Annotated in this window: 15 protein-coding genes and 2 pseudogenes; 7 read left to right on the top strand and 10 right to left on the bottom strand. The window is 64.1% G+C overall.

Annotation, left to right across the window (positions count from 1 at the left end; all coding sequences use genetic code 11):
- Positions 1-424: 424 nt before the first annotated feature.
- Both EET10_RS22990 and EET10_RS22995 read left to right on the top strand, forming a co-directional pair.
- The gene (locus EET10_RS22990) at positions 425-1,192 is read left to right on the top strand and encodes a sulfite exporter TauE/SafE family protein (protein ID WP_099188525.1); all 768 of its coding nucleotides are present in this window, start codon (positions 425-427) and stop codon (positions 1,190-1,192) included.
- Between the two features lie 231 nt (positions 1,193-1,423).
- The gene (locus tag EET10_RS22995) at positions 1,424-2,386 is read left to right on the top strand and encodes an oxidoreductase (protein ID WP_246013680.1); all 963 of its coding nucleotides are present in this window, start codon (positions 1,424-1,426) and stop codon (positions 2,384-2,386) included.
- Positions 2,387-2,623: 237 nt separating this feature from the next.
- Here the strand turns inward: EET10_RS22995 and EET10_RS29300 are convergent, their stop codons facing one another.
- Positions 2,624-3,802: an EspA/EspE family type VII secretion system effector gene (locus tag EET10_RS29300; protein WP_136624755.1), complete on the bottom strand. Its 1,179-nt coding sequence runs from the start codon at positions 3,800-3,802 to the stop codon at positions 2,624-2,626.
- A 1,528-nt stretch (positions 3,803-5,330) separates the two neighbouring features.
- Entirely contained in the window at positions 5,331-6,713 is a 1,383-nt protein-coding gene (locus EET10_RS23005) for an IS1380 family transposase (RefSeq protein WP_036400547.1), read from the bottom strand.
- Positions 6,714-6,963: 250 nt separating this feature from the next.
- On the opposite strand from EET10_RS23005, the gene EET10_RS23010 reads away from it, so the two are divergent.
- The 4 genes and pseudogenes from EET10_RS23010 to EET10_RS23025 all read left to right on the top strand — a co-directional run.
- Complete coding sequence (locus EET10_RS23010) at positions 6,964-8,373, top strand: IS1380 family transposase (RefSeq protein ID WP_036402124.1); 1,410 nt, start codon at positions 6,964-6,966, stop codon at positions 8,371-8,373.
- 278 nt (positions 8,374-8,651) lie between these two features.
- Positions 8,652-8,822 (top strand): annotated as a pseudogene (locus EET10_RS23015) (ISNCY family transposase); the annotation flags it as partial.
- A gap of 100 nt (positions 8,823-8,922) precedes the next feature.
- On the top strand, positions 8,923-10,221 hold the full coding sequence (locus EET10_RS23020) for an IS256 family transposase (RefSeq protein ID WP_036402127.1): 1,299 nt from the start codon (positions 8,923-8,925) through the stop codon (positions 10,219-10,221).
- Positions 10,222-10,267: 46 nt separating this feature from the next.
- Positions 10,268-11,500 (top strand): annotated as a pseudogene (locus tag EET10_RS23025) (ISNCY family transposase); the annotation flags it as partial.
- A 1,049-nt stretch (positions 11,501-12,549) separates the two neighbouring features.
- Here EET10_RS23025 and EET10_RS23035 read toward each other — a convergent pair.
- The 5 genes from EET10_RS23035 to EET10_RS23055 all read right to left on the bottom strand — a co-directional run bounded on the left by EET10_RS23035 (position 12,550) and on the right by EET10_RS23055 (position 19,805).
- Positions 12,550-12,858, bottom strand: a complete 309-nt coding sequence (locus EET10_RS23035; RefSeq protein WP_099318673.1) for an ESX-1 secretion-associated protein — start codon at positions 12,856-12,858, stop codon at positions 12,550-12,552.
- Positions 12,859-12,923: 65 nt separating this feature from the next.
- Positions 12,924-14,876: an EspA/EspE family type VII secretion system effector gene (locus tag EET10_RS29305; protein ID WP_136624756.1), complete on the bottom strand. Its 1,953-nt coding sequence runs from the start codon at positions 14,874-14,876 to the stop codon at positions 12,924-12,926.
- A gap of 443 nt (positions 14,877-15,319) precedes the next feature.
- Positions 15,320-15,520 (bottom strand): DUF2191 domain-containing protein, encoded by a 201-nt coding sequence (locus EET10_RS23045; protein WP_036402142.1) that lies wholly within the window; start codon positions 15,518-15,520, stop codon positions 15,320-15,322.
- 105 nt (positions 15,521-15,625) lie between these two features.
- On the bottom strand, positions 15,626-17,227 hold the full coding sequence (locus EET10_RS23050) for a PE family protein (protein ID WP_122502530.1): 1,602 nt from the start codon (positions 17,225-17,227) through the stop codon (positions 15,626-15,628).
- Between the two features lie 832 nt (positions 17,228-18,059).
- Positions 18,060-19,805: a PE family protein gene (locus EET10_RS23055; protein WP_244603535.1), complete on the bottom strand. Its 1,746-nt coding sequence runs from the start codon at positions 19,803-19,805 to the stop codon at positions 18,060-18,062.
- Here EET10_RS23055 and EET10_RS31165 point away from each other — a divergent pair.
- Positions 19,687-20,232 (top strand): hypothetical protein, encoded by a 546-nt coding sequence (locus EET10_RS31165; RefSeq protein WP_244602066.1) that lies wholly within the window; start codon positions 19,687-19,689, stop codon positions 20,230-20,232. The genes EET10_RS23055 and EET10_RS31165 overlap by 119 nt on opposite strands.
- Before the next feature lie 495 nt (positions 20,233-20,727).
- Here the strand turns inward: EET10_RS31165 and EET10_RS29750 are convergent, their stop codons facing one another.
- The 3 genes from EET10_RS29750 to EET10_RS23070 all read right to left on the bottom strand — a co-directional run bounded on the left by EET10_RS29750 (position 20,728) and on the right by EET10_RS23070 (position 23,858).
- Positions 20,728-21,141 (bottom strand): hypothetical protein, encoded by a 414-nt coding sequence (locus tag EET10_RS29750; RefSeq protein WP_167480212.1) that lies wholly within the window; start codon positions 21,139-21,141, stop codon positions 20,728-20,730.
- 487 nt (positions 21,142-21,628) lie between these two features.
- Positions 21,629-21,937: a type VII secretion target gene (locus EET10_RS23065; RefSeq protein ID WP_036405216.1), complete on the bottom strand. Its 309-nt coding sequence runs from the start codon at positions 21,935-21,937 to the stop codon at positions 21,629-21,631.
- Positions 21,938-22,019: 82 nt separating this feature from the next.
- Complete coding sequence (locus EET10_RS23070) at positions 22,020-23,858, bottom strand: EspA/EspE family type VII secretion system effector (RefSeq protein WP_136624757.1); 1,839 nt, start codon at positions 23,856-23,858, stop codon at positions 22,020-22,022.
- Positions 23,859-24,088 lie beyond the last annotated feature (230 nt).

The following is a 24,088-nucleotide window of genomic DNA, read 5'->3' on the forward strand; positions in this document are numbered from 1 at the left end:
TCGCACTCGAATCATCGAATTCATCAATGGAATTCCCGCTGAACAGGGTGGACAACCAGTAGCTACGATTATAAAAATGATCTCCCGGTGCAGGACACCAGCGATATCAGAATTGGGAATCGAGAACTGTCTCGCGTTATGAGTTGCTCCGGGTAGCAACACGGCGTTGTCGACGCGATCTGCAATGCGCGATGCGCGCGCCCAGGGTTCTGCGGACAACAACAAAACGCGGGAGACCAGCACATTTCACGATCGACGAAGGATCGCTGAAAGAACCCCCGGCATCGTAGTCGCGTAAGCGAGGTGTTCACCATCAGGCAGCCGGCAATGCGCGCGCGGCATAGTCTCAGGTCCAGCTTCCGAGAGGCACCAGATGTCATTTGTGATTACAACCCCGGACATACTGGGGGCCGCCGGCGTGCAGATGCTCATGATTGGATTCGCCGGATTCGGCGCCGGAGCGATCAATGCTTTGGTGGGATCAGGTACCTTGATCACCTTCCCGACGCTTGTGGCTATTGGTTATGCGCCGGTGACCTCCACCATGTCTAACACGATTGGTTTGGTGGCCGGCCACATGTCAGGCACCTGGGGCTATCGCGCCGAGTTGCGTGGTCAGTGGCACTGGTTGCGCTGGCAGATCCCTGCCGCCATCACCGGAGCTGCGTTGGGCGCGTTGCTGCTTTTGCACATGCCCGAGAAAATTTTCGGCATGGTCGTTCCCGCGCTCCTGGTGCTGGCTCTGTTACTTGTCGTTGTCGGACCATGGATTCAGTCGTGGGCGCGCCGTCGAGCCGAGCAGGCCGGGCGTTCGATTGAACACATTGCAGTGGGCCGGATGGCTGCGGTGGTCCTTGGCACCTTCGCCGTCGGCTTATACGGCGGCTACTTCACCGCCGCGCAGGGAATCCTGCTCGTTGGTGTGATGGGCGCGTTGTTGCCAGAGTCGGTCCAGCGTATGAACGCAGCGAAGAACGCCCTCAGTCTCGTGGTGAATCTTGTCGCAGCCATTGGATATACGTTCGTCGCCTGCGATCGCATCAGCTGGCCGGTTGCCGGAGCGATCGCGGCGGGCTCGCTGCTCGGGGGATCGCTCGGCGCTCGTTATGCGCGTCGGCTATCTCCGAAAGTGTTGCGCGCAACGATCGTCGTGGTCGGCCTGATCGGGCTTTATCGCCTGCTCATGGCGTAGTCACGGTAAGAATTCCATCGTGATGTGTATGCCGAACGGGTCGAGCGGTTCAGCCCGGTGGCCAACTGAGATAGTCGGGGTGGCGGCGGAACCTTCGCGAATTGCAATCGATTTCCGTGCTTTGAGGGCACGCTTCAGTGATTGGCTGGACCTCGTGAATTGGTCCACCGGGTCCAGCCAATCTGCAACGGTTCAGCGCTCACGGAGTCATTCACGACCTGGTGACCGATCTTGCCCATAGGCGATCACAGTATTCCTAACCAGACCGGTCGTATTGCTATTGTCACCGGATCGAATACTGGTCTGGGATTCATGGTCGCGAGGTCACTTGCTATTCGTGGAGCGATCACGGTTCTTGCGGTACGGAACCTCGCGAAGGGGCAGCAAGCAATCGACACCATCAGAGCTGAGTATCCGGTTGCAAGTTTATCGTTGCAACAGCTAGACCTTACATCTCTGGCATCGGTGCGCCCCGCTGCTGATCAACTGAATTCCAGGTACCCGCGCATTGATCTGTTGATTAACAATGCTGGCGTATCCTTGGCGCCAAAGACTCTTACTCAGGATGGTTTTGAACTACATTTCGGCACTAATCATCTCAGCCATTTTGCGTTCACCGGCTTGCTGCTAAAAAACATTCTAGCGGCGCAGGCATCACGGATTGTGACTGTCAGCAGCGGGATGCATCGCCGTGCATCCACCAGATTCCTGGACCACCCTGGGTATGAGGCCAACTACAGTCGCGTCGTTGCGTATGCACGATCTAAACTGGCTAATCTGCTATTCACCTTCGAACTTCAACGCCGGCTCGCCGCAAGAAACACTAATACGACTGCGCTCGCGGCCGTTCCCGGCATTGCGAAGGCAGAAGTGGGACGTTATCTACCGACCGCAGTCAGATGGGGTCTCAAGCCCTTCATTAGTCCATTTGAGCAGAATGCCGCAATGGGCGCACTCCCGATCCTGCGGGCAGCCACTGATCCCAAGGCTACCGGCGGACAGTACTACAGCCCGCGGTCACGAGCCCATACCCGCGGTTACCCCGAAATTCAAATTCCCAGTGGACAATCCCAGGACTCAGGACTTGCCGCAGACCTGTGGGCTATGTCTGAAAACCTGACCGGAATAAAGTTTTTGGATTTAGACTCGGAAACCATCCACGTACAAGACCAAGTACCGCCTCGACGACAGTGAATAGCCCCGCCCTGCCGTAGCGGCGTGCGCATTGACTGCGTCGACGTCAACTCGGTCCTGACGGATCTGACCGTCCTGGTCATGCTCGCCTGTTCGAGAAGCCCACGCACCCATCAGGCCTGCTTGCGAATCCAGCCCCGCTCGGCGCCGCGTTTCGCGGGCCTTCTGTCATGGGTGATCTGGTCCTTTCCGGGGGTTGCGGGCTCTGGTTGTGGCGTTTCGGGTCTGGGTGGGGTGTTAGTGGGTGGGTGGTGGGGTGGGGTGGGCAGTGCTGGGTGGGGTGCGGGCGGTGTCGGTGGTGGTGGTGGTGGTGTCGTGGGTGTTCAGGGGTGCCCGCTGTGCCCCGGGTGCGCCTTGGGCCGCGTGCGTGTCGTGGTTGGGGCCTGTGGAGTCTTGGGGGCCCCCAACCTTGGCTGCGGGGGGCTGGGGGGGTTGGGTGCGGCGCTGATCACCACCACGGCGCGGCAGCGACGCGGTGGGGGCCCCCGCGGCAGCTGGGCGCGCTGCTGCGCCCAGGCCTACCGGGGTGGGTGCACCGTCACCGTCGAGTCCCGATGACAGCGGGGCAGCAACGACGCCACCCGAGGATGGCGTGGGCGCGCCGTCGACGCCCGCGTCGATGGGCGGGTTGCTGGGTTGCTGCCCGATCCGGTGGCCGGCCGGCGCCGGCGCGCCCGACGGCGCCGGCGCGGCTGCTGACAGCGGGGCTTGCGCAGCGTGCGCATCAGTGGGCGCCCCGGCCGGGGCCTGGGCATCGCCGACAGGCGCCACCAGCGAACCGGGCACCGCCGCGGCCTGGCCCAGCTGCGCGCCGCGGTCGCTGGCCCCGCCACCGCGGCGCCGACTGGGCCCGCCCCCAGCATCGATGACCCACCCCTTATCCCCGCCGTGGGGCAACCCAAACCCGCGCGCGCCAGAACGCAGCTGCGCTGCCAGCCGTTGATAGCTGCTGATCGCGCCATCCACCCCGGCGGCCGTCTTTTTCGAATGCGCGATCAATTTTCCCTGGGCTCCCCCACAGGCCCCCAGCGCCGCCGAGCAGACACTGATCTGAAAAATCAGCGAGGCCTCATACCGGCCCATCTTCGCTAAACCAACCGCAACCGCCATGCACACCGTGCCCAAAAACGCGGTAAACGTTCCCAACACTTCACGCGTTTCGGTGACTTGCTCACCATGGCGCTCCAATAATCGCCGCATCCGCTTATCCGCATCGGCCATCTGCAGGGCCACCCAGTGCACCTCACTGTTTCGGGTCGCATACGCCTGCGCGGCCACACCCTGCCACCCCTGACCCGCAACCGCCTTGGCCAACTCCTCCGCCACCCGATCAAACTGCGCCGCACCCGCAGCGAACTTCTTGCCCTTCTCATCACCAAACCCATCCAACAACGTCATCACCGTCAACACCGCCACCGTCTCCTGAATAATCCACGCCTCCAGCAGACCCCTACCCCACCCCTTCTCAGAAAGCTGAAAAGCCTTTTCTCCAGGCCCATCAACAACATCCAGCTCCTCAAGCGCCGGTGAAGATTGCTCCCCCGGAGCTACCTCCTTCCCTTCCGAAAACTCGTACTCTAAGTCAGACTTTTCCCCTACGTCAGGATTCTCCTCCGCCAGCCGTATCTCATCGCCGACATTCTCCGGCGCAGATTCTGATTCCTCCGATTCTTCCTGTATCAGATTTTGGCCATTTTTTTTCGATTCTTCAAAGCTCTCTTGCTGCCTTGCCCACGCTTCTCTAGATTCTTGCGTTTCCTCTTTCCCACCCTGCGCCGCAGTTAGGTCCGGATCTTCCTCCCCATCGGGATTTTCCTCCGCCGGCCATATTTCGTCGTCGACATTCCCCTCCTGAATATCATGAGGCTCCGAAACTTCTTGGTGACCGCCTAGATCTTCAGGTTCCTGTTCTTCATCTCTGGGTAGCTCTTCTACTTCGTTATCGGTAGCGTCGCGATCAGCATAATTACTGTCCGAATTGAGATGAAGATCTGGATTTTGACGGTATAGTTCATTAAAGCTATCGGTATTTCCCTGTTCTACCGTGCCATCCGCATATCGTACGGTAACCCAAGAATATCCCTCTGCATCAGGAGGTCCCGCCTCAATGCCGACTATGCTGTCATTAACCCAAACGTCGTTAGCATTACTATTACTCAGCGGTGGAAGAAGACTATTATTATTGATATCAGGGTTCGCCCACCCATCAGGTAAGGCAGGGGGATTCGGAGGACCTCCAGTCGAACTGGTATCACTGCTATTAGAATAAGTCAGTTCATCGCCCCACTGAGGAGGTATATCCGATGAAGATCCATCCGGATTCAACATTCAGGTATCCTATTCTCCTGATAGTCGTGGATCAGCGGGCGACATTTGACGGGGCCCTGCTAGTTGCAGGTTCAGGCGATATTCACTTATGCCTTGCTGTCCGAATCCCGCCACGGAACCACTTGTTAATTGTGATTCTGAAAGACCTCGTTGTCTACCTCTTCTCCACCGCAAGACTCGAATGTTGTCTCCTGGCATCTGTCGCCCGGTTCCGGACGTCGGGCTACCGCTCAGGCGCATAAAATGCACAGACACGTAAGCTCAGAACCGTTTATCCGCGGCCATGGTCTTCCTTGATCACTTGTAGGAAATTTCGCCATTTGGGGGCGTCACTCGCTAGTTTGAGTAGCCAGGGCCAAAATAAACAACAGATCTTCGGTGATTATTCAGCAGCAATGAAACATGCAGGTAGCAGCGCGGACACTGCCACGATGCGTGGCTACTAGCCCGGATGTTTCGTGGGGTTGACGTGGTGGCCTGATCGGGTCGGATTGTGGTTTTGGATCTTGATTTTCGGTTGGGGGGTGCGGTGGTGGGCCCGGGTCAGCGGCTTCTGCGGGGTTCCTTGGGCCCGGGTGGTCCTTTCTTGGGGTCGTGGGGACGGTTGGGTAGTTGGTCAGCCGGGTTGCAGGCGGGCCAACGCGGTGGTCAACACGTCGGCCCAGGGTGCGTGCGCGGCGAGGCGCAGCCGGGTTCGGCGGGCGTGGCGGGCCAGGCGGCCGGCGATCGAAAACAGCCGCAGCCGTAGTCGTTTGGGTTCCCAGCGCCGCGCCGGGTGCTCCTCGAAGGCCAGCATTTGGCACCAGGCGGTCAGCTCCATGGCCAGCTGCACCAATGCGCACCAGATCCGGTTTTGGTCGAATCCGTGCAGGGGGAGGTTGGCCAGGCCGGTGTCTTTGGCGACCCGGATGCGGTCTTCGCAGCGGGCGCGGCGGCGATGGCGCAGTTCGAGATCGGGCAGCTGCCCACGGGTGGTGTTGGTGACGAACGCGGTCAGCCGTAACCCGTCGCGGTCGGTGAAACGTAGCTGGGCGCCCGGATGAGGGCGTTCTTTGCGCACGATCAGCCGCATCCCCGCGGGCCAGTCCGACAGGTCAACGACCCCGGTTGCCTCGGTGACCCACGCCCCGTCACGGACCTGCCCATCAGCGTCGTAGGCCGGGGTCCACGCCGTCTGGGGAATCGCGTCGATGCCGGTGGCCATCGTCTCGGTGAGGGCAAATCCCAGCGAGTAGGACAGCCGGCGCGCGCTCAGGTAGTTGAGGAATTCGTGGGTGGCCCCGGCGGCGTCGGTGCGCACCAGAACTTTCTTGCCGACCCGATAGCCGACCTGAAAGGGCAATTGCTCCAGCGCGCACGCGAGGACCGTTTTGTGGTCGGCGGCGGTGTTAGAGCCGGCATTGCCGGCCCGCAGCAAGATCGCCAGCGACTCCCCCGTTCCCGCACTGCCGTGATCGACGAACGCACACAACGGGTGAAACCCAAAGCCACGCTTGAATGTTGGTGCGGCTTTCTCCTTCTCCGAGTGCGCGGTGACCAGGGTCGCATCCAAATCGATGATCAACGGGTGATCGGCATCGATCCCATGACCCGGCGAGGCCTGTCCAGCAGCCGCCCACGCCGCGGCACGTGCGGCGGCCCGCGCAGAGCCGATGGCCGCCAACGCTTTCGGGGCATCTGCGGCCAACGAAGTGATCAACCTCGACACGGTGGGATCGGATGCGACCGTACCGAACACCCCGGGTTCGGCGCGCAGCAGGCCGACATCAGCCAGGCAGTCCCCACCGAGCGCCAGCGCGATAGCCACATCGAGCACGATCTTGCCGGGGTCGTGGCTGGCCAGCGGTTTACGCCACGGCGCCAACGCGCCCGACAACGCCCCGGTCAGCCTCACCCGCTCGGCGGCACGCAGCAGCACAACCGCACCAGCATGCGACACGACACCGGTTGCACGACCATCCAACGCCAACGACGGGTAACACGACCTAGACTTGCCCACCAGATTGGTGCTCCGATTCTTGCGATGATCTGGTCCTTCAGCAAGCCAAATTATCCCAGCTCAGAGCACCTTTCTTCGTTCAACACACGCAATCAAGATCACTCAGTGTGAAAGCCCGAGACTAGCTTAGCCTGAATGCACCGATGCAATTGGCGCCTTGAGTGTGTCGTAACAGCAGAAGTGCCCTTTGACCTGGGAAGATCGGAGTTGGTGAAGCTTCAATCCGTCCCGAGGAAAGGGCACCTCGTAAGTGCAATTGTTACATGCCGCGGCCAAGACGCACGCCAGCTTCGATGACCCGAATCTCGTGTCGCATGCCGGGCTGGTGCCGGTGATGCGGCTGGCCCAGCTGGTGGGGCTGGAAGAGCTTGTCGCCCAGCATGTTCGGCTCAACGCCGAGGTGGGCGCCAACGCAGGTGTGAAGGTCGGCTCGCTGATCGCGGGGATGATCGCCGGCGCCGACGATATCGACGGCATGGACCTGTTGCGCCACGGCGCGCTGCCGGACACCTTCGGCGGGATCCGCGCCCCTTCCACGCTGGGGTCGTTTCTGCGCGCGTTCACCCACGGCCACGTGCGTCAACTAGGAGCGGCGCACCGCATGGTGCTGGCCGAGCTGGCCGCGCGCACCCCGCTGCTGCCCGGCGCCGATCAGCTGGCATTCATCGATGTCGACTCGACGCAGAAGCGGGTATTCGGGCCGGACAAGCAGGGCGCGGCGTTCGGGCATGCCAAGATCGCGTCCAAATCGCTGACGGTGCGCGGGCTTAACGCGCTGATCGCCACCGTGAGTACCCCGATCGCCGCCCCGGTGATCACCACCACCCGGCTGCGCGGCGGCAACGCCGCCTCCGCACGCGGGGCGGCATCGCTAGTGGCCGAGGCGATCAGCACTGCCCGCGCCGCCGGGATTACCGGGCTGATCGTGGTGCGCGTCGACTCGGCCTTCTACAACGGGGCGTTCGTGGCCGCCTGCCGCCGCAATGGGGCACATTTTTCGGTCACCGTGCGCATGGATCCCAAGATCCGCCGTGCCATCGCCGCCATCGACGAGGACGCCTGGACCGCCATCGCCTATCCCAACGCGGTGTTCGACGAGCAGGCCGGGCAATGGATCTCCGACGCCGAGATCGCCGAAGTCCCCTACACCGCGTTCACCTCCACCCCAGCGCATGCCACCGAGGGGCGGTTGATCGTGCGCCGGGTGCGCGATCTGGCCAAAAGCCCCGCCGGCCACGGCCAGGGCGAGCTGTTTGCCGCCCACCGCTATCACGCGGTATTCACCAACAGCCCGTTTCAACTCGTGCAGGCCGAATCCCAACACCGCGCCCACGCCATCATCGAACAGGTCTTCGCCGACCTGTTCGCCGGGCCACTCGCCCATCTACCTTCGGGCAAGTTCAATGCCAATGCCGCCTGGCTGGCCCTGGCCGCCACCGCCCACGCGCTCACCCGCGCCCTGGGTGTGTTGGCCTCACCCGAACACGCCCTGGCCCGCGGTGCCACCATCCGCACCCAACTGATTAACGTCGCCGCCCGCCCCGCCCGCGCCGGACGTGACACGATCACCTGGCACCTACCCCGCGACTGGCCCTGGGAACAACACTGGCTCAACGCCTTTCACGCCACCCACCGCGGACCACCAGCGCTGGCCGCCTGAAAGAAAACCGCGCTCCGTCACCGCCCGCCCTGACCAAACCGCCCTACTTCAGGGGCCAATCCCAACTGGACAAGCTGGCAGAAGAGGCCAGCAGCTCAAACGCGCCACCACCCAGCGGCCTCAACTCAATCCGGTCGCAAACCGTCACACCAAGTACATCGGTGGATTCAGGCTAAGCTACTTCGACCTGAAAAAGTCGGCGCGTTGATCCGCGGTCGGATGACGCTGAGCTGGAAGGATGGCCTCAAGCCCTTGTTACGGAAGGGATTGAGGCCATCGTGTTTCGTACTGTAGGCGATCAATGCTCGTTGTGGGAGTCGATGCTGCCGGAAGAGCTGCTGCGGCTGCCCGAAGAGTTGGCGCGGGTGGACGCGCTGTTGGACGATGCGGCGTTCTTCGCCCCGTTCGTGGCGTTCTTCGATCCGCGGATGGGTCGGCGAGGTTGTCCCGGGTCTCGTAGAAATTGAGGTGGCGGTCCCCCGCTCGTGACCTGCCGTGTGGTAGGTGTCGGGCGTTTCGCCAAGAACACCATCGAGAAGGGGACCACCAATGAAGAACAGTAGTCAGGACAGGGCCGAAGACGCGACGATGGTCGCGATTCCAGAGCACGTCAGTGTGGCGATGGCCGAGATCGCCGGAAACATGTCCGAGGGGTTGCTGGCGCTGGCCATCGGAGCGGGGCTGCAGGTGATGCAGATTCTGATGGAGTCCGACGTGACCGCAGCTGCCGGGCCGAAAGGCAAACACGATCCGGCACGCACCGCGGTGCGACACGGCCATGAGAACGGCTCGGTGACCCTTGGTGGGCGACGCGTGCCGGTCAGCCGTCCGCGGGTGCGTGCCGTCGACGGGTCCGGCGAGCTGCCGGTGGCCTCCTATGAGCTGTTTTCGTCCACCGAGATCCTGGGACGGATGGCGATGGAGAAGATGCTGGCTGGGCTGTCCACCCGGCGTTACCCGGTTGGGCTTGAGCCCGTCGGTCAGCAGGTGAATGAAACTGCCTCTGCCACAAGCAAGTCTGCGGTATCGCGGAAGTTCGTGGCGATGACCGAAACCGCGCTGGCCGAGCTGCTGGCCAAGGACCTGTCCGGGCTGGATGTGGTGGCGCTGATGGTCGACGGCGTGCATTTCGCCGAGTCGTGCTGCGTGGTCGCGTTGGGCATCGACATCGACGGCGTCAAGCACCCGTTGGCGGTGGTGGAGGGCTCCACCGAGAACGCGACCCTGGTGAGCGACCTGCTGGTGGGCCTGCGGGACCGCGGCCTGAATGTGGCCCGCCCGATACTGGTCGGCATCGACGGATCCAAAGCGCTGCGCAAAGCCGTGGTCGACGTGCTCGAGCGCCCGGTGATCCAACGCTGCCAAATCCACAAGGTCAGGAATGTCAAAGATCATCTGCCGCAACGACTTCGGTCCATTGTAGGCCGTAGGATGACCGATGCCCACCACGCCGAGTCGGCGTTGGAGGCCCAGGCCGCGCTGCAGGCGTTGGCCACCGAGTTGGACCGCACCCACCCCGGCGCGGCCGCGTCCCTGCGCGAAGGGCTCGAGGAGACGCTGACCGTGCTGCGCCTGGGTGTGCCACCCGCCCTGGCCCGCACCGTGCGCTCGACCAACACCATCGAGTCGATGATCTCGGTGTGTCGTGAACACGCCGGCAACGTCAAGCGCTGGCGTGACGGCAAGATGGCGCTGCGCTGGTGTGCGGCCGGCATGGTCGAGGCCGGCAAGCAGTTCCGCCGCGTCAACGGCCACCTGCACCTACCGGCGCTGCGCGCCGCACTCGAGCGGGAATTCGCCGAACCTGTCGCACCCATCGTGCACAATGACGTGGTGAGCGCAGCCTGATGCTCACCGGACCGCCACCGAAGTTCCACGGAACTCGGGACATCCTCTGGGTCGGCCGTCGACACCGATGGAGACCTATTTGCGGTTGATGTTCTTGAAGTTTCACTATCGGCTGGGCTATGAGTCGCTGTGTCGGGAGGTCACCGATTCGATCACCTGGCGGCGATTCTGCCGGATTCCACTGGACGGGTCGGTGCCGCATCCGACCACGTTGATGAAGCTGACTACCCGGTGCGGGCCGACGGCCATCGATGGGCTGAACGAGGCGCTGCTGGCCAAGGCGGCGCAGGCGAAGCTGCTGCGCACCAACCGGATCCGGGTGGATACCACGGTGGTGCCGGCGAACGTGGCCTATCCGACCGATTCGGGCCTGCTGGGCAAGGCGGTGCGTCGCATCGGCGCGGCGGCCAAGCGGATTCAGGCCGCCGGCGGCGCGACGCGCACCAAGATCCGAGACCGCTCGCGTGCGGCGGGTAAACGCGCGCATGCGATCGGGGCGAAACTGCGGCTGCGGTCGGCGGCCGGTCGTGACGACGCCAAGGCCGCCGTCATGCGCGTCACCGGTGAGCTCGCCGAGCTGGCCGCCACCGCCGCAGACGAGGCCCAGCGGGTGCTTGCCAACGCCAAACGGGCACTGCGCCGCGCGCAGGCGAAGGCCGACGAGCTGCGCGAACGCGGCATCCGCGATGCGGCGGCGGGGCGGCGGCGCGGGCGACTGGCCCGCGCGGTCAACGACCTCACCCACCTGCTGGCCGCGACCCGCCAGATCGTCGCGCAGACCCGGCAACGGGTCGCCGGGATCACCCCCGACGGCGCGACCCGGCGGGTCAGCCTGCACGACCCCGATGCCCGCCCGATCCGCAAAGGACGCCTGGGAAAGCCGGTGGAGTTCGGGCACAAGGGCCAGGTCGTCGACAACGACGACGGGATCGTGCTGGATCACACTGTGGAGCAGGGCAATCCGCCCGATGCGCCGCAACTGGCTCCGGCGGTCAAACGGGTGACCAAGCGCGCCGGGCGCACGCCGCGCACCGTCACCGCCGACCGCGGCTACCGCGAAGCCGGGGTCGACAAGCAGCTCACCGACCTCGGTGTCACCAACGTGGTGATCCCACGCAAAGGCAAAACCTCTCAGGCCCGACGCGCCGAAGAACACCGAAAAGCATTCCGCCGCACCGTCAAATGGCGAACCGGCAGCGAAGGACGAATCAGCCACCTCAAACGCGGCTACGGCTGGGACCGCGCCCGCATCGATACCACCACAGGCACCCGAATCTAGACCGGACACGGCGTCTTCGCCCACAACCTGGTCAAGATCAGCGCCCTCGCCGCATGACCGGTCAACGGGTGCTCTCCATGCTCCCGAAAATCGGGATCCGCTCCTCACCGCCGAAGGCCGACAGGCCGCCCGGTCACTTTTTCAGGTCGAAGTAACTAGTGTCATTCGCGACGAGGAAGTGACGACTGGTTTGCCATCACCATGTTGGCGGGCATTCGGGTACGTCCTGGGGGTAGGGCAGGGTTCCGGCGCTGACGGTGAACAGCGTATGGAATCCAGTCGTGCCCGGCTTTGTGTGTGGTGCCGGGGCGGCACGGTGTTCAAGTCATTGGTAGGCGACAGCGCTCCGTCGTCACTTGGCCGAGCGCCACGGGAGGGCCGTTCGCGTCCGCTCGGAGGCGCCGTGGTCACCGTAAGAGCAGTCAGCGTAGAAGCAGTGTCTTTCAGGTCGAGCGCCGGTTGGCGGCGATGAGCTGAACTGCACGTCGTGTAGGGCGGGGGCTGGTTGGGGGCGCCGCGATGCGGCAGTTGTGTAGCTCGCACGGGCCGGTGGAGTTGTCTCCTCGCCGGTCGCGGTGCACCGGATGCGGGTGACGCATATTGTTGATGCCGGTGAGCAGCCTGCTGCCTCGTGCCGACGCGGGGGCGGTGGCCCCGTCGCGTAGGCGGCAAAGGCCGGGGCGGGGTTTCGCCGCATCGGCGTGGAGGTGGCTCGCCCAGCCGAGACCGCGCGGGGTTGGCTGCGCCGCTTCGCCGGACGGGCGGGGGCAGGGCGCTCGGTATTAACCATGTGGCTGGCCGCTGTGGCGCCTGATCCGGTGATGCCCGATGCGGCGCGGCAGGGCATTCGCCGGCGCGGTGAGCGCGATTGTCACGCTGGCGGCGGCGATCGCGCGCCGTTTCTTGGTGCCCAGAGTGTGGCTGGCAGAGACGGTGGTGGCGGTCTCAGGTGGGCGGCTATTGACGCCCGGTTGGCTCGGGAGCCGATGCAACACGAGTCGACCCGTCAACGCCGCCATCACGCTCATCCTGAGGCCGGTCAACAGTGGTCAGTGCAGTTGATGGTTGAGGTGGTGAGCTTTGTGGTGGTCGGTGGTGTCGTAGGCGGTTGCGGCGGTGTTGAGGTTGTCGGCCAGGTCGCTGACCGCGGTGTGCAGCGCGGTGCCTGCGGCGTGGCGGGCGACTTGGGCCTGGGCCACGGCGTGGTTGGAGAATCCGCTGCTGACGCCGTGGCGTATCAACACGTCCTGGCCGATACCGTGGGTGACTCGGGTCGCGGCGGCGATCTCGCGGGCCAGGGTGTCGTGTTGAGCGGCCAGCTGCTGCAGGTGTGCGGTATTGACCACCAGTTCTGTCATGGGTGATCTGGTCCTTTCCGGGGGTTGCGGGCTCTGGTTGTGGCGTTTCGGGTCTGGGTGGGGTGTTAGTGGGTGGGTGGTGGGGTGGGGTGGGCAGTGCTGGGTGGGGTGCGGGCGGTGTCGGTGGTGGTGGTGGTGTCGTGGGTGTTCAGGGGTGCCCGCTGTGCCCCGGGTGCGCCTTGGGCCGCGTGCGTGTCGTGGTTGGGGCCTGTGGAGTCTTGGGGGCCCCCAACCTTGGCTGCGGGGGGCTGGGGGGGTTGGGTGCGGCGCTGATCACCACCACGGCGCGGCAGCGACGCGGTGGGGGCCCCCGCGGCAGCTGGGCGCGCTGCTGCGCCCAGGCCTACCGGGGTGGGTGCACCGTCACCGTCGAGTCCCGATGACAGCGGGGCAGCAACGACGCCACCCGAGGATGGCGTGGGCGCGCCGTCGACGCCCGCGTCGATGGGCGGGTTGCTGGGTTGCTGCCCGATCCGGTGGCCGGCCGGCGCCGGCGCGCCCGACGGCGCCGGCGCGGCTGCTGACAGCGGGGCTTGCGCAGCGTGCGCATCAGTGGGCGCCCCGGCCGGGGCCTGGGCATCGCCGACAGGCGCCACCAGCGAACCGGGCACCGCCGCGGCCTGGCCCAGCTGCGCGCCGCGGTCGCTGGCCCCGCCACCGCGGCGCCGACTGGGCCCGCCCCCAGCATCGATGACCCACCCCTTATCCCCGCCGTGGGGCAACCCAAACCCGCGCGCGCCAGAACGCAGCTGCGCTGCCAGCCGTTGATAGCTGCTGATCGCGCCATCCACCCCGGCGGCCGTCTTTTTCGAATGCGCGATCAATTTTCCCTGGGCTCCCCCACAGGCCCCCAGCGCCGCCGAGCAGACACTGATCTGAAAAATCAGCGAGGCCTCATACCGGCCCATCTTCGCTAAACCAACCGCAACCGCCATGCACACCGTGCCCAAAAACGCGGTAAACGTTCCCAACACTTCACGCGTTTCGGTGACTTGCTCACCATGGCGCTCCAATAATCGCCGCATCCGCTTATCCGCATCGGCCATCTGCAGGGCCACCCAGTGCACCTCACTGTTTCGGGTCGCATACGCCTGCGCGGCCACACCCTGCCACCCCTGACCCGCAACCGCCTTGGCCAACTCCTCCGCCACCCGATCAAACTGCGCCGCACCCGCAGCGAACTTCTTGCCCTTCTCATCACCAAACCCATCCAACAACGTCATCACCGTCAACACCGCCACCGTCTCCTGAATAATCCACGCCTCCAGCAGACCCCTACCCCACCCCTTCTCAGAAAGCTGAAAAGCCTTTTCTCCAGGCCCATCAACAACATCCAGCTCCTCAAGCGCCGGTGAAGATTGCTCCCCCGGAGCTACCTCCTTCCCTTCCGAAAACTCGTACTCTAAGTCAGACTTTTCCCCTACGTCAGGATTCTCCTCCGCCAGCCGTATCTCATCGCCGACATTCTCCGGCGCAGATTCTGATTCCTCCGATTCTTCCTGTATCAGATTTTGGCCATTTTTTTTCGATTCTTCAAAGCTCTCTTGCTGCCTTGCCCACGCTTCTCTAGATTCTTGCGTTTCCTCTTTCCCACCCTGCGCCGCAGTTAGCCGCTCATCTTCTTCTCTAGTTAGCAGTTCGCTATCTTCCTCATCTGATTCTGATTCAACAGGTGCAGCCGAAGTCACATCGCTGTTCGGCGGCTGAGTAATAGCATTACCTTCGGACGCGTCATTCCAATCGTTCAGCAAGTCATTAAATTCCTGGCTTTGCTGGATGTCGGTGCTTCCATCGTTAAATGTTACTTTAACGAACTGCAAGCCGTTTTCGGGATGCGGACTGCCCATCGCTTCGACATTAACAATGGCAGTTGCATTGCCGCCATCAGAACTACTGCTGATGTAACTCCATTGAGTCACCGTTGATTCAGATTCAGATCCAAAATCTGAATCTGAATCGTCGACAAATTGCCTTCTTGCATCTGGAAGTTTGCCATCCCAAGGTCGCCAATTGCCCATACAGAAGTTCTCCTTGGGTTGTTGTTCAGGTTGTTGGTGTTGTTAGGATGCGCTGAGACCGGGTTGGGTGGAGTAAGGCGGGATGGGTGTAGCCGAACGCTGGTTCGCTTGGGAGCGGTTGGCGATCCGGCCTGCCGTATTCGTCGGGTTACTGATCGCATGTTCAAAGAGTTGCTGACTGCGTTGTTGTTTGGGATTTCGGTACCAGACGTGACCAGGACTGTGTTCATGGCGGGCCAGGCGATGCGACGCACCAACGTCATCTATACCCGCACCAGCGAAAATCGCACGCGATAACCGGAAACACAGCCCATCACCACGACCGCGCATTGACAACGTCATTTGGTCTAGTCCTTTCGCCGGTGTGAGGCTTGGGCGCGTAGGCGTGTCGAGGAATCCAGTGGCCTTCAGATTCTCTTGTCAAGAGGTGCGGTGTGTACTGATCACATAAGGGTGTTATCGATGGGCGAGCCGGCCAAAATGGTCTCCCAATCCAGGATGGTTGGCAGGTTTGGGTGATTGTTCAGCGGCGATGAAATGTCCCGGTCGCAGCGCCGGACGCCCTGGGTCTTCAGAAAGGCCTCGACAGCGAGAATCTCGGCCTGCGCGAGCAGGTGGTCGTCGATGTTGAAAGTGGTACGCATCAGGGCATCATCTGTTCGGGGCACACATCATGATGCGCGTCGGCGCGACGCGCTGAGGTCAGTAGCGATGGACGGTACGAGAGCACGGCTAGCGACCTTTGGTCGCTAGCCATTCGCCCCGGGCATGCCGGACAGCCGCCCTGCTGTGCCGCCCGGCCCGCCTAGCCCGCGCGAACCGCTCAAACTCGTGCTGAACACGCCGGTGCCGCCGGCCCCACCGGCCCCGCCTGACCCACCGGTCCCGCCGTTCCCGATGAGGGAGGCGGACCCGCCGATACCGCCACTGCCACCGTTGCCGCCGAGCCCGCCGACGCCTGACAACCCCCCGGGGCCGCCCTTTCCGCCGTTTCCCCCGTCGCCGCCGACGCCGCCGACGCCGCCGATGCCGCCGACGCCATAGAGAAGGCCGCCGGACCCACCGGCCCCGCCGGCCCCGCCGTTGCCGCCGCTGTTGCCGGCCCCCCCGAACCCGTCATTGACAATGGCGTCACTGCCGCTTCCGCCATGCCCACCATGCCCGGCGGCACCGCCGTTCCCACCAGCACCAAAGAGCCCGGCTGACCCGCCGGCCCCGCCGGCCCCGCCGGCCCCCCCAGCCCCTCCGGCCACGCCTTCGCCAAGGTTACTACCGCTGCCATGGCCGCCGATCCCGCCGGTGCCGCCTGCGCCGGCAGCGCCGTTCAGCCATCCGCCGCTACCGCCGCTACCGCCTGTGCCACCGCTGCCGCCGGCTCCGCCACCGCCGCTGCCGCCGGCGCCGTCACCGCCACTGCCGCCAGAACCGCCGTCGCCCCCGGTGCCGAACAGTCCGGCCGCCCCGCCCGTTCCGCCGGCCCCGCCGCTGCCGCCCCCGCCGCCAAGTCCAATGCCGGAGCTAAAACCTGCGGCACCGCTGCCGCCTTCCCCGCCGGCACCGGCGGAGCCGTAGAGCCAGCCGCCGTTGCCGCCGCTACCTCCAGCGCCGCCGCTACCGCCGACCGCCCCGCTGGTGCCGGTGGAGCCTGTGCCGTTGCCGCCCGCCCCGCCATGCCCGCCGTTACCCCACAGCCCGGCCGACCCGCCGGACCCGCCGCTGCCGCCATTGGTACCGCTGGCAACACTTGCTACACCGGACCCACCGTTGCCGCCGGCAGCGCCGTCGCCATACAGCAACCCGCCGTGACCGCCGGGTCCGCCGGCCGCGCCCGCCCCACCGGAACCGCCGAGGCCACCGTTGCCCCACAACCCGGCGTTACCGCCAGCGCCGCCGGCCACCCTGGCGCTGTTGCTGTTGTACCCGTTGCCGCCATTGCCGAACAGCAATCCCCCGGCCTGCCCGTTGGGGTTCGCTGCGTTGCCATCGGCGCCGTCACCGATCAGCGGGCGACCCAACAACAATTGCGTGGGCGCATTCACCAGATTGAGCAATTCCTCCATCGGCAACATATTGGCCGCCTCGGCACTCGCATACGAGGCCGCGCCCGCAGTCAGAGCACACACAACCTGATCATGAAACGTCGACATTTGGGCGCTCAGCGCCTGATATTCGCGGGCATAGCTATCGAAAAGCGCCGCGATCGCCGCCGACACCTCATCCTCGGCGGCCGCCAACAAGCCCATCGTCGGGACCGCTGCGGCGGCGTTGGCCTCGCTGATTGTCGAACCGATAATTGCCATATCCAAAGCCGCTGCCGCCATGATCTGCGGCGCCAGGATAACCAAAGACATTCGAATCCTCCGGTGCATTAGCAAAACCAGCAGCATCATCCCCACACCGGAAAAACGTGGGCGCCTGCGCGCGGAACTCAGATCGGTACTTCAGATCGGTACTTCGTTTTTCAGTCGATCACGATCAAATCCGGGTTTGTTTCTTCGCGTGGGTCGCCACAACGGCTTTCCGGGTGCAGTTGTGACGCAGACCCGATTGTGCGAAGCGGACCTTAAGCAAATGTTCGCGATTCATAAAATGCGCTTTTCGCAGCGGTAGTCAGCGCACGTACCTGCACGAAGCACGTCGACTCATCGGCGACCCGAGCAGGATCGAGTCATGACCGAGTGCATGAAGTTCGGAGCCGCGAAGATGCTGCATTCGTAGCCTTCCATCGAATCCAACGTGCCCTTTTAGAGTCGTGCGAGTATGCAATTGTGGTGGGGCGTGTAGTGCGGCACGCTGTTGGATTCGACAATGTTTGGTCAACGGATGTCGGGCGTGCTGTGATCAGGTCGAGGTCGAGTCGGCGGGCTAGCCGGATAAGGGCGCTGTGGCTAGGCAATCCGCAATGGCGAGCAGGCGTTGAGCAATTGTTCTGCTGAAATTAATCACCCAGTTCCTCGTGACCGAGCCGCGACGCCATCAGCGAACACATGGGCGGCTCACCAAGGCAGTGACAACCGGCTTTGCCGTGGACTGGGCTAGCGTCTGCGGCAATCGCCGTCAGGGCAGTGATCGGTCTGTTCCGGCGGGCGCGACGGTGGCTTCGATGGTGCGTTTCGCGACAAGCAGCATGCCATCGGTAGCCAGGTCTTATCGCACTGGCGTTAGGCACCGCGAGGCGTCCGCCTACGCGGGTCGACCCGGAGCGCCGTTAACGCCGTTGACGCCGGTCGCGCCCAGTTGGCCGGGGTTGCCATCAGCTCCATCAATGCCGTCGATGGAAAGGAAACCCCCGAATCCGCTGCCGCCCTTGCCTCCGATGCCAAAATCACCTCCGGTTCCCGGGGTCCCGGCGTTTGCGCCCTGACCGCCGGCGCCGGAACTTCCCGCGTGGCCGAACAGCCCGCCGGCTCCGGCGTCGCCGCCAATGCCGCCGTTGCCGCCGTTGCCGGCAGCGCCGCCACGACCGCCATCGCCGCCTTGACCGCCAGAACCGCCCTTACCGACGGTTCCTTCGCCACTGCTAGAGCCATTTCCGCCGATGCCGCCGGTGCCGCCCTGACCGCCCATAGCGCCGTTACCGCCGAACGCGCCGGACCCGCCCAGACCACCATCGCCGCCGACTCCAAATAGCAGCCCGCCACGGCCACCCGCGCCCCCGGCGCCGCCGTGGCCACCGCTACCACCAGCGATGCCGGCGCCGCCGTTGCCTCCGCGGCCACCTGCGCCGCCGATAGCGCCCGAATAATCAGAGGGAGCGCCCACGCTGCCGTGGCCGCCGTTGCCACCGGTGCCCCCGCTTCCGCCTCCGGTGCCGCCGTTGCCGCCGGCGCCGCCTGCCCCGCCGACACCCGGCCCGGCAGCGGTGGTGCCGGTTCCGCCGCCAGCCCCGCCAGTGCCAGATCCGCCGTTACCGCCGTTGCCGCCACGGGCACCGCCTCCACCGACGCCACCGTTTCCCCCTGTGCCGCCTTCTCCCCGTCCACCACCCATTCCGGCGTTCGCGCCGCCCTCACCGTCGCCGCCCGTGCCCCCAACACCCCCGTCGGTGCCGGCGGTTGCGCCGAAACCGTCGCCGCCGTGACCGCCGCCTCCGCCTTTAGCGTCACCACCAGGGCCGCCGCTGCCGTTTCCGCCCGCGCCGCCGGTACCGCCCGCCTGAGTGTCGGTAGTGCTATCGGTGCCGGGGATGCCATTTTGGCCATTGGGTGTCCCGTTGTTCCCGGGAGTGCCGTCAGTCGCACGATCGGTCGCGGCAAGCGGAGTGGGATTCTCGCCATTGGCGCCGTTGGCGCCGGCTCCACCGGCACCTCCGGCGCCGCCGTTGCCGAAGAGCCAGCCACCGGCTCCGCCATTGCCACCGTTACCGCCGTTGGCGCCAGCTACAGTGGCGACTCCACCGGCTCCACCGTTGCCGCCGTTGCCGAAGAGCCAGCCGCCCGCCCCGCCGCTGCCGCCGGCGCCGCCGACACCACCAGCTCCGCCAGCACCACCGTTACCGATCAGACCGGCGGCGCCGCCGTGGCCGCCCGCCATACCAGGTAGCCCGGCTCCACCATTGCCGCCGTTGCCGTAAAGCAGCCCGCCAGGTGCCCCTGGCTGTCCCGGCAATCCGTCGGCGCCATCACCGATCAGTGGGCGCGCCAATAGAGTCTGCGTAGGAGCATTGATCAGATTGAGCAAGCCGCTCAGCGGTGTAGCGTTTCCAGCATCTGCGCCTGCATATGCCCCAGCGCCCGCAGTCAGCGCCCGCACAAATTCATCATGAAACGCTGAAATTCGGGTGCTTAATTCTTGGTATTCCCTGGCGTACGTGGAAAACAACGCCGCCACGGCCGCTGATACCTCATCTCCAGCGGCGGCCACCAGCCCTATGGTGGGAGCGGCGGCCGCCGAGTTGGCAACGCCGATCGCTGAGCCGATGCCCGCCAAATCCTCTGCCGCCGAAAGCAAAAGCATCGGATTCGCCCTCATCATGGACATAATCTTCGTCCAGAAGATCGCCACCACCCGGCCGTCGCCCGGACCCCAGCACCCCAGGCCGCTCTGCGCGTTGCTGAAACGTGAATCACAGCCGAACCCGTCGACTGCATCGTCGTCCCCAGCTGTGGCGCCCCTGTTCGTTGGGTTGTCCAAGAGCTTCAACATTCGTTATCAAGTGAGCATTAGGGCTGGCGATTCGACCTTGGATCACTTGGTCAAGCGCGCCCTGAGTAATATCGCGATCGGTACAACCATCGCGGTATTGTTCAGGATCACTGCTACCTATGGAATTGGAATTGTTGCTTTCGTATCCTTCTTCGTTTTCCAGCATGGTGGGCGTCCTTTCGCGCATTCGACGGCGTGGCGGCCAAGGTAATTTGGTCCGAGAGAGCCGGCAATCCGCTCCCGCGATCGTTGCCCACCAAGGTGACAGGTAGGCTTTCAGGAATCTTTCGGCGTCGATGAAACACGCAGCTGGAACCTTTGCAGACACACGGTTGCCAGGCGCCACCCCGGTACCGCACACCGCATTCGAGACGCCCAGCTCGGCGTCCGACGGCCGATTGAGCTGTGCTCCGGAACATGGCTCTTTAATTCAGGGCGCTAGATACATTGGCGGCCGGCATATATAGCTCGGCGCCGACCAGAGGCGTGATTGCCGATCGAGGCAGAACAGCCGGGGTCCTGATTGCTTCGCATCGATTGCGGCAAAGGCGCGGATCCCCTCGGGAACCGATGCCGATGGCGAAGTGCGGTGCACTGCCAAGGCAGGCCGAGCATCAGCACCTTGCATTCGCAGTCAAGATCGCGCCCCGATCGCGCTATCCACAGAAGCCGTAGGCCAAATCTGGGCAGCGATCAAATACCCACATCACAGCGTCCGACGGTCAGGGTGACCCGTTTGTTGGCCATCTCTTGGGATGACGACCACTGGGTAGGCATTCGTCATTGAGGTTGCCGATGCGGCGGCCGGTGTGCTGGCGGGGTTGATCTGGTTCGTGTGCACCATCAGTGTGACGAGGAACTGATGGGTGCGCGGCACCCCGCCAAAGTCTTGGCTGGCTTGCGGGGTGCCGCGCTGTAGTGCTTGGAGGCACTGATGGTGACGGTAGAGGCTGATCCTGTCCGCGTCGAGTCGCGGTTGGCAGTTGGGGGGATCGGATGCCCGACGTGCCGTGATGGTGTGTTGGGTAAGTGCGGGTATGCCCGTGTCCGCCAGATCGATGGAATCGGTGATCCGCTGCGGCCGCGGCGTGGGCGTTGTCGATCCTGCGCGGTCACCCATGTGTTGTTGCCGGTGACGGTGTTGTTACGTAGAGCCTATGCGGCGGAACGGATTTGGGCTGTGGTGACCGCCCGCGCTACCGGCGCGGGGCATCGCCGGATCGGCGCCGGCCTGCAGATACCGGCGGCGACAGTACGGGGCTGGCTGCGCCGCGCAGGGTCACGGCTTGAAACGCTTCGAGTCTGCTTTGTGGGTGTGGCGGTCGCGGCCGGTATGAGGCTCGCCGCGGTCGTCGCCATTATCGCCAGCTCAGGTGATCGGGTTGGTCATGGTGGTCATGGTCATCGCGGCACGCCGAAGGATGAGCAGAGCGCCGATCGGGAACTGGGCAACTGGCCCAAGAGGTGGCCATGCCAGCGCTTAGCCCTGACAACGGCCCCGCTCTGCTATGACGTTTGGGATCGCGGTGAGGGCGTGCGCGGGCACCGGGATGGCGCAGGAGGGGGTTGGGTGTTTTGTTGAATCGGTGCCGTGCGGGCGGAGGTGGTTAGGGCAGTTGGTGGTGGAGGTGCTCGGCGTTGTGGTGGTCGGTGTGGTCGTAGGCGGTCGCGGCGGCGGTGAGGTTGCGGGCCAGGATGGTGGTGGCGGCCTGCAGCGCTTTACCCGCGGCGTGGCGTGCAGCTTGAGCCGCGACCACAGCGTTGTTGGAGGATCCACTGCTGGGGCCATGGCCCAGCCAAACGTCGTGGCCGATGTTGTGGGTGCTGCGGGTCGCGGCTGCGATTTGGCGTGCCACATCATCGTTTCGTGCTGCGAGTTGCTGTAGGTGTGCGGTGTTGACCTCAAGGTTTGTCATGGATTGACTCCTTCTTGGTGGTGGTTGGTCGGGTCGCCGCTGCGGCGGCTGAGAGCCACGGTGACGCCAACTGGTGGTGGTGTTAGCCGGGATGTGGGGTGTCGTCAGGAGGGGTGGCGGCGGTCGCGGTCAGGGGTACCCGGGGTGCTGCGGCTGTGGCGCTGGCGGCTCCGGATTGTTGCTCTTGGTAGGCGTCGTGGTCGGGGGAATCGGAGCGTTTGATGGGGCTGCCCACCGGTGGCGGGGCCAGGCGAGGATCGCCAGCGCCGCGGCGCCCGCCGCGGTGGGAGCCGCCCACGGCCTGCGGGCGAGCCGACCCGGCTGTTGCTCCGGGGTAGGCCTGCACACCAGCACCAACGGGATCCGGCGGGGACCCTTCCGCCGCCGCCGGTGTCGCCGCCGGTGTCGCCGCCGGTGCCGACGGTGGGGAGGCGGTGAGGTGTGGCGTGGGCGCCGTGCCAGGCCACGGGCTCAGCGGGGGATGGGGCGTGGGGGCATCGGCGCGGACCGATCCACGTTGAGCAAACACCCCGGCAGGGCGGTGGGTGCCCTCACCGCCCGCTGGATCCACCAACGACACCGGCACCGCCGCATCGTCGCCCACCAGGGGAGCCGTCCCCGACACTGCGCCCGGGCCTTGCAGATGCGGCCCGCCGTCAGCATCAACCACCCACTGCCTGGCCCCAGCGCCAACCGACCCCACCTGCCCCACCCCACCGACCCCAGAACCGGCCTGAACCGACTCAACCCGCCGATAACCGCCGATAGCGCCATGGATCTTGGCCGCAGTCATCCTCGAATGCTCCATCAACACACTTTGGGCTGTCCCACCCGCCGCCAGCGCCGGCGAGCACACACTGAGCTGAAAAATCAGCGAGGCCTTAAACTGACCCGCCTCCTCCAACAGCAGCGCAATCCGTAGACACACCAAACCCAAAAACGCCGCAAACGTCGCCAACACCTCACGGGTGATATCGACCTGCCGACCATGACGATCCACCAACTGCGCCATCCCCTTATCGGCCTGAGCCATCTGCTCCACCACCCGGCGCACATCACCGATTCGAGCCGCATACGCCTGCGAGGCCACCCCCTGCCAACCCTGCCCCGGAACCGCCTTCGCTAACTCCTGGGCAATGTGCTCAAACCGCTCCCCCCCAACCGCAAACTTCCTCCCCTTCTCATCACCAAACCCATCCAACAACGCCAACCCCGTCAACACCGCCACCGTCCCCTGAATAATCCACCCACCCGGCCAACGCCCCTTACCCCCCTGAAGCGGATCGTGTGTCGAGTTTTCCGAGTTCTCCGCGCCATCCTCAACCTCAAACTGTTCAAACTCGCCCTTGGGCCCTACATTAGGTTCGTCTTCGCTAAACGTGTAATCGACCTGGTTTTCTGACGGTTCCGGGTCTTCTGCCACACGAATTTCTCGATCTACCAGGTCGTCCGGCTCTGATTCACCTGCGCGATCTTCCGGTGTTGGCTCAGGATTGCCTTGCCTATCTAGTCTTTCCGCCTGTTCCTGATATTCTTCAGGTTCTTCTCTCCCTTCTTTGTCAGATTCAAACTCTTTCTTCGGCGTTTCTTCAGAGAACGTATACTCTGCCTTAGGTTCTTCTCCGTGGTCTAGTCTTTCCCGCATCTGCTGAGATTCTTCAGTTTCTTCCTTCGGATTCTCGTTGCGAACCGTGCCGTCTGAATCCCGATGCGGCTGCTCTGATGTCTTACGTTCCAATGGTTCTTCATCGGACGCGCTACGTTCAACGTCACTGGTCGATTCACTTCTATCGTTATTGTTGGCATTCGCGGGGTCGACGGACCTAGATCTTTGGATTTCTTGCCATTGATCGTGAAGATTTCTGAACTTTGCACTAGAGCTTTGGACCTGGGACCCATCGAAAAGGGTTACTCTTATCATGGCTTGACCGGTTTCCGGGTCTGTGCCAACGTGTTCAACATTACTTAGCACCGGACCCCTCTCCCAAAGAAGGTCGGTAAGTATCATGTTGGGATCTTCGTCGCCTGGGGCCAAGTAATCGTCTGCGGACGGTGGTGGGTCGCCGTTAAAAATTTTGTGCATCCTTTCGCCGGTCGCGGTGCGAAGTGTTTGGCGGACAAAAGCGTGCACGCCAGTCGCTATTTAAAGTT

This window comes from Mycobacterium pseudokansasii, from assembly GCF_900566075.1.
GTDB lineage: Bacteria > Actinomycetota > Actinomycetes > Mycobacteriales > Mycobacteriaceae > Mycobacterium > Mycobacterium pseudokansasii.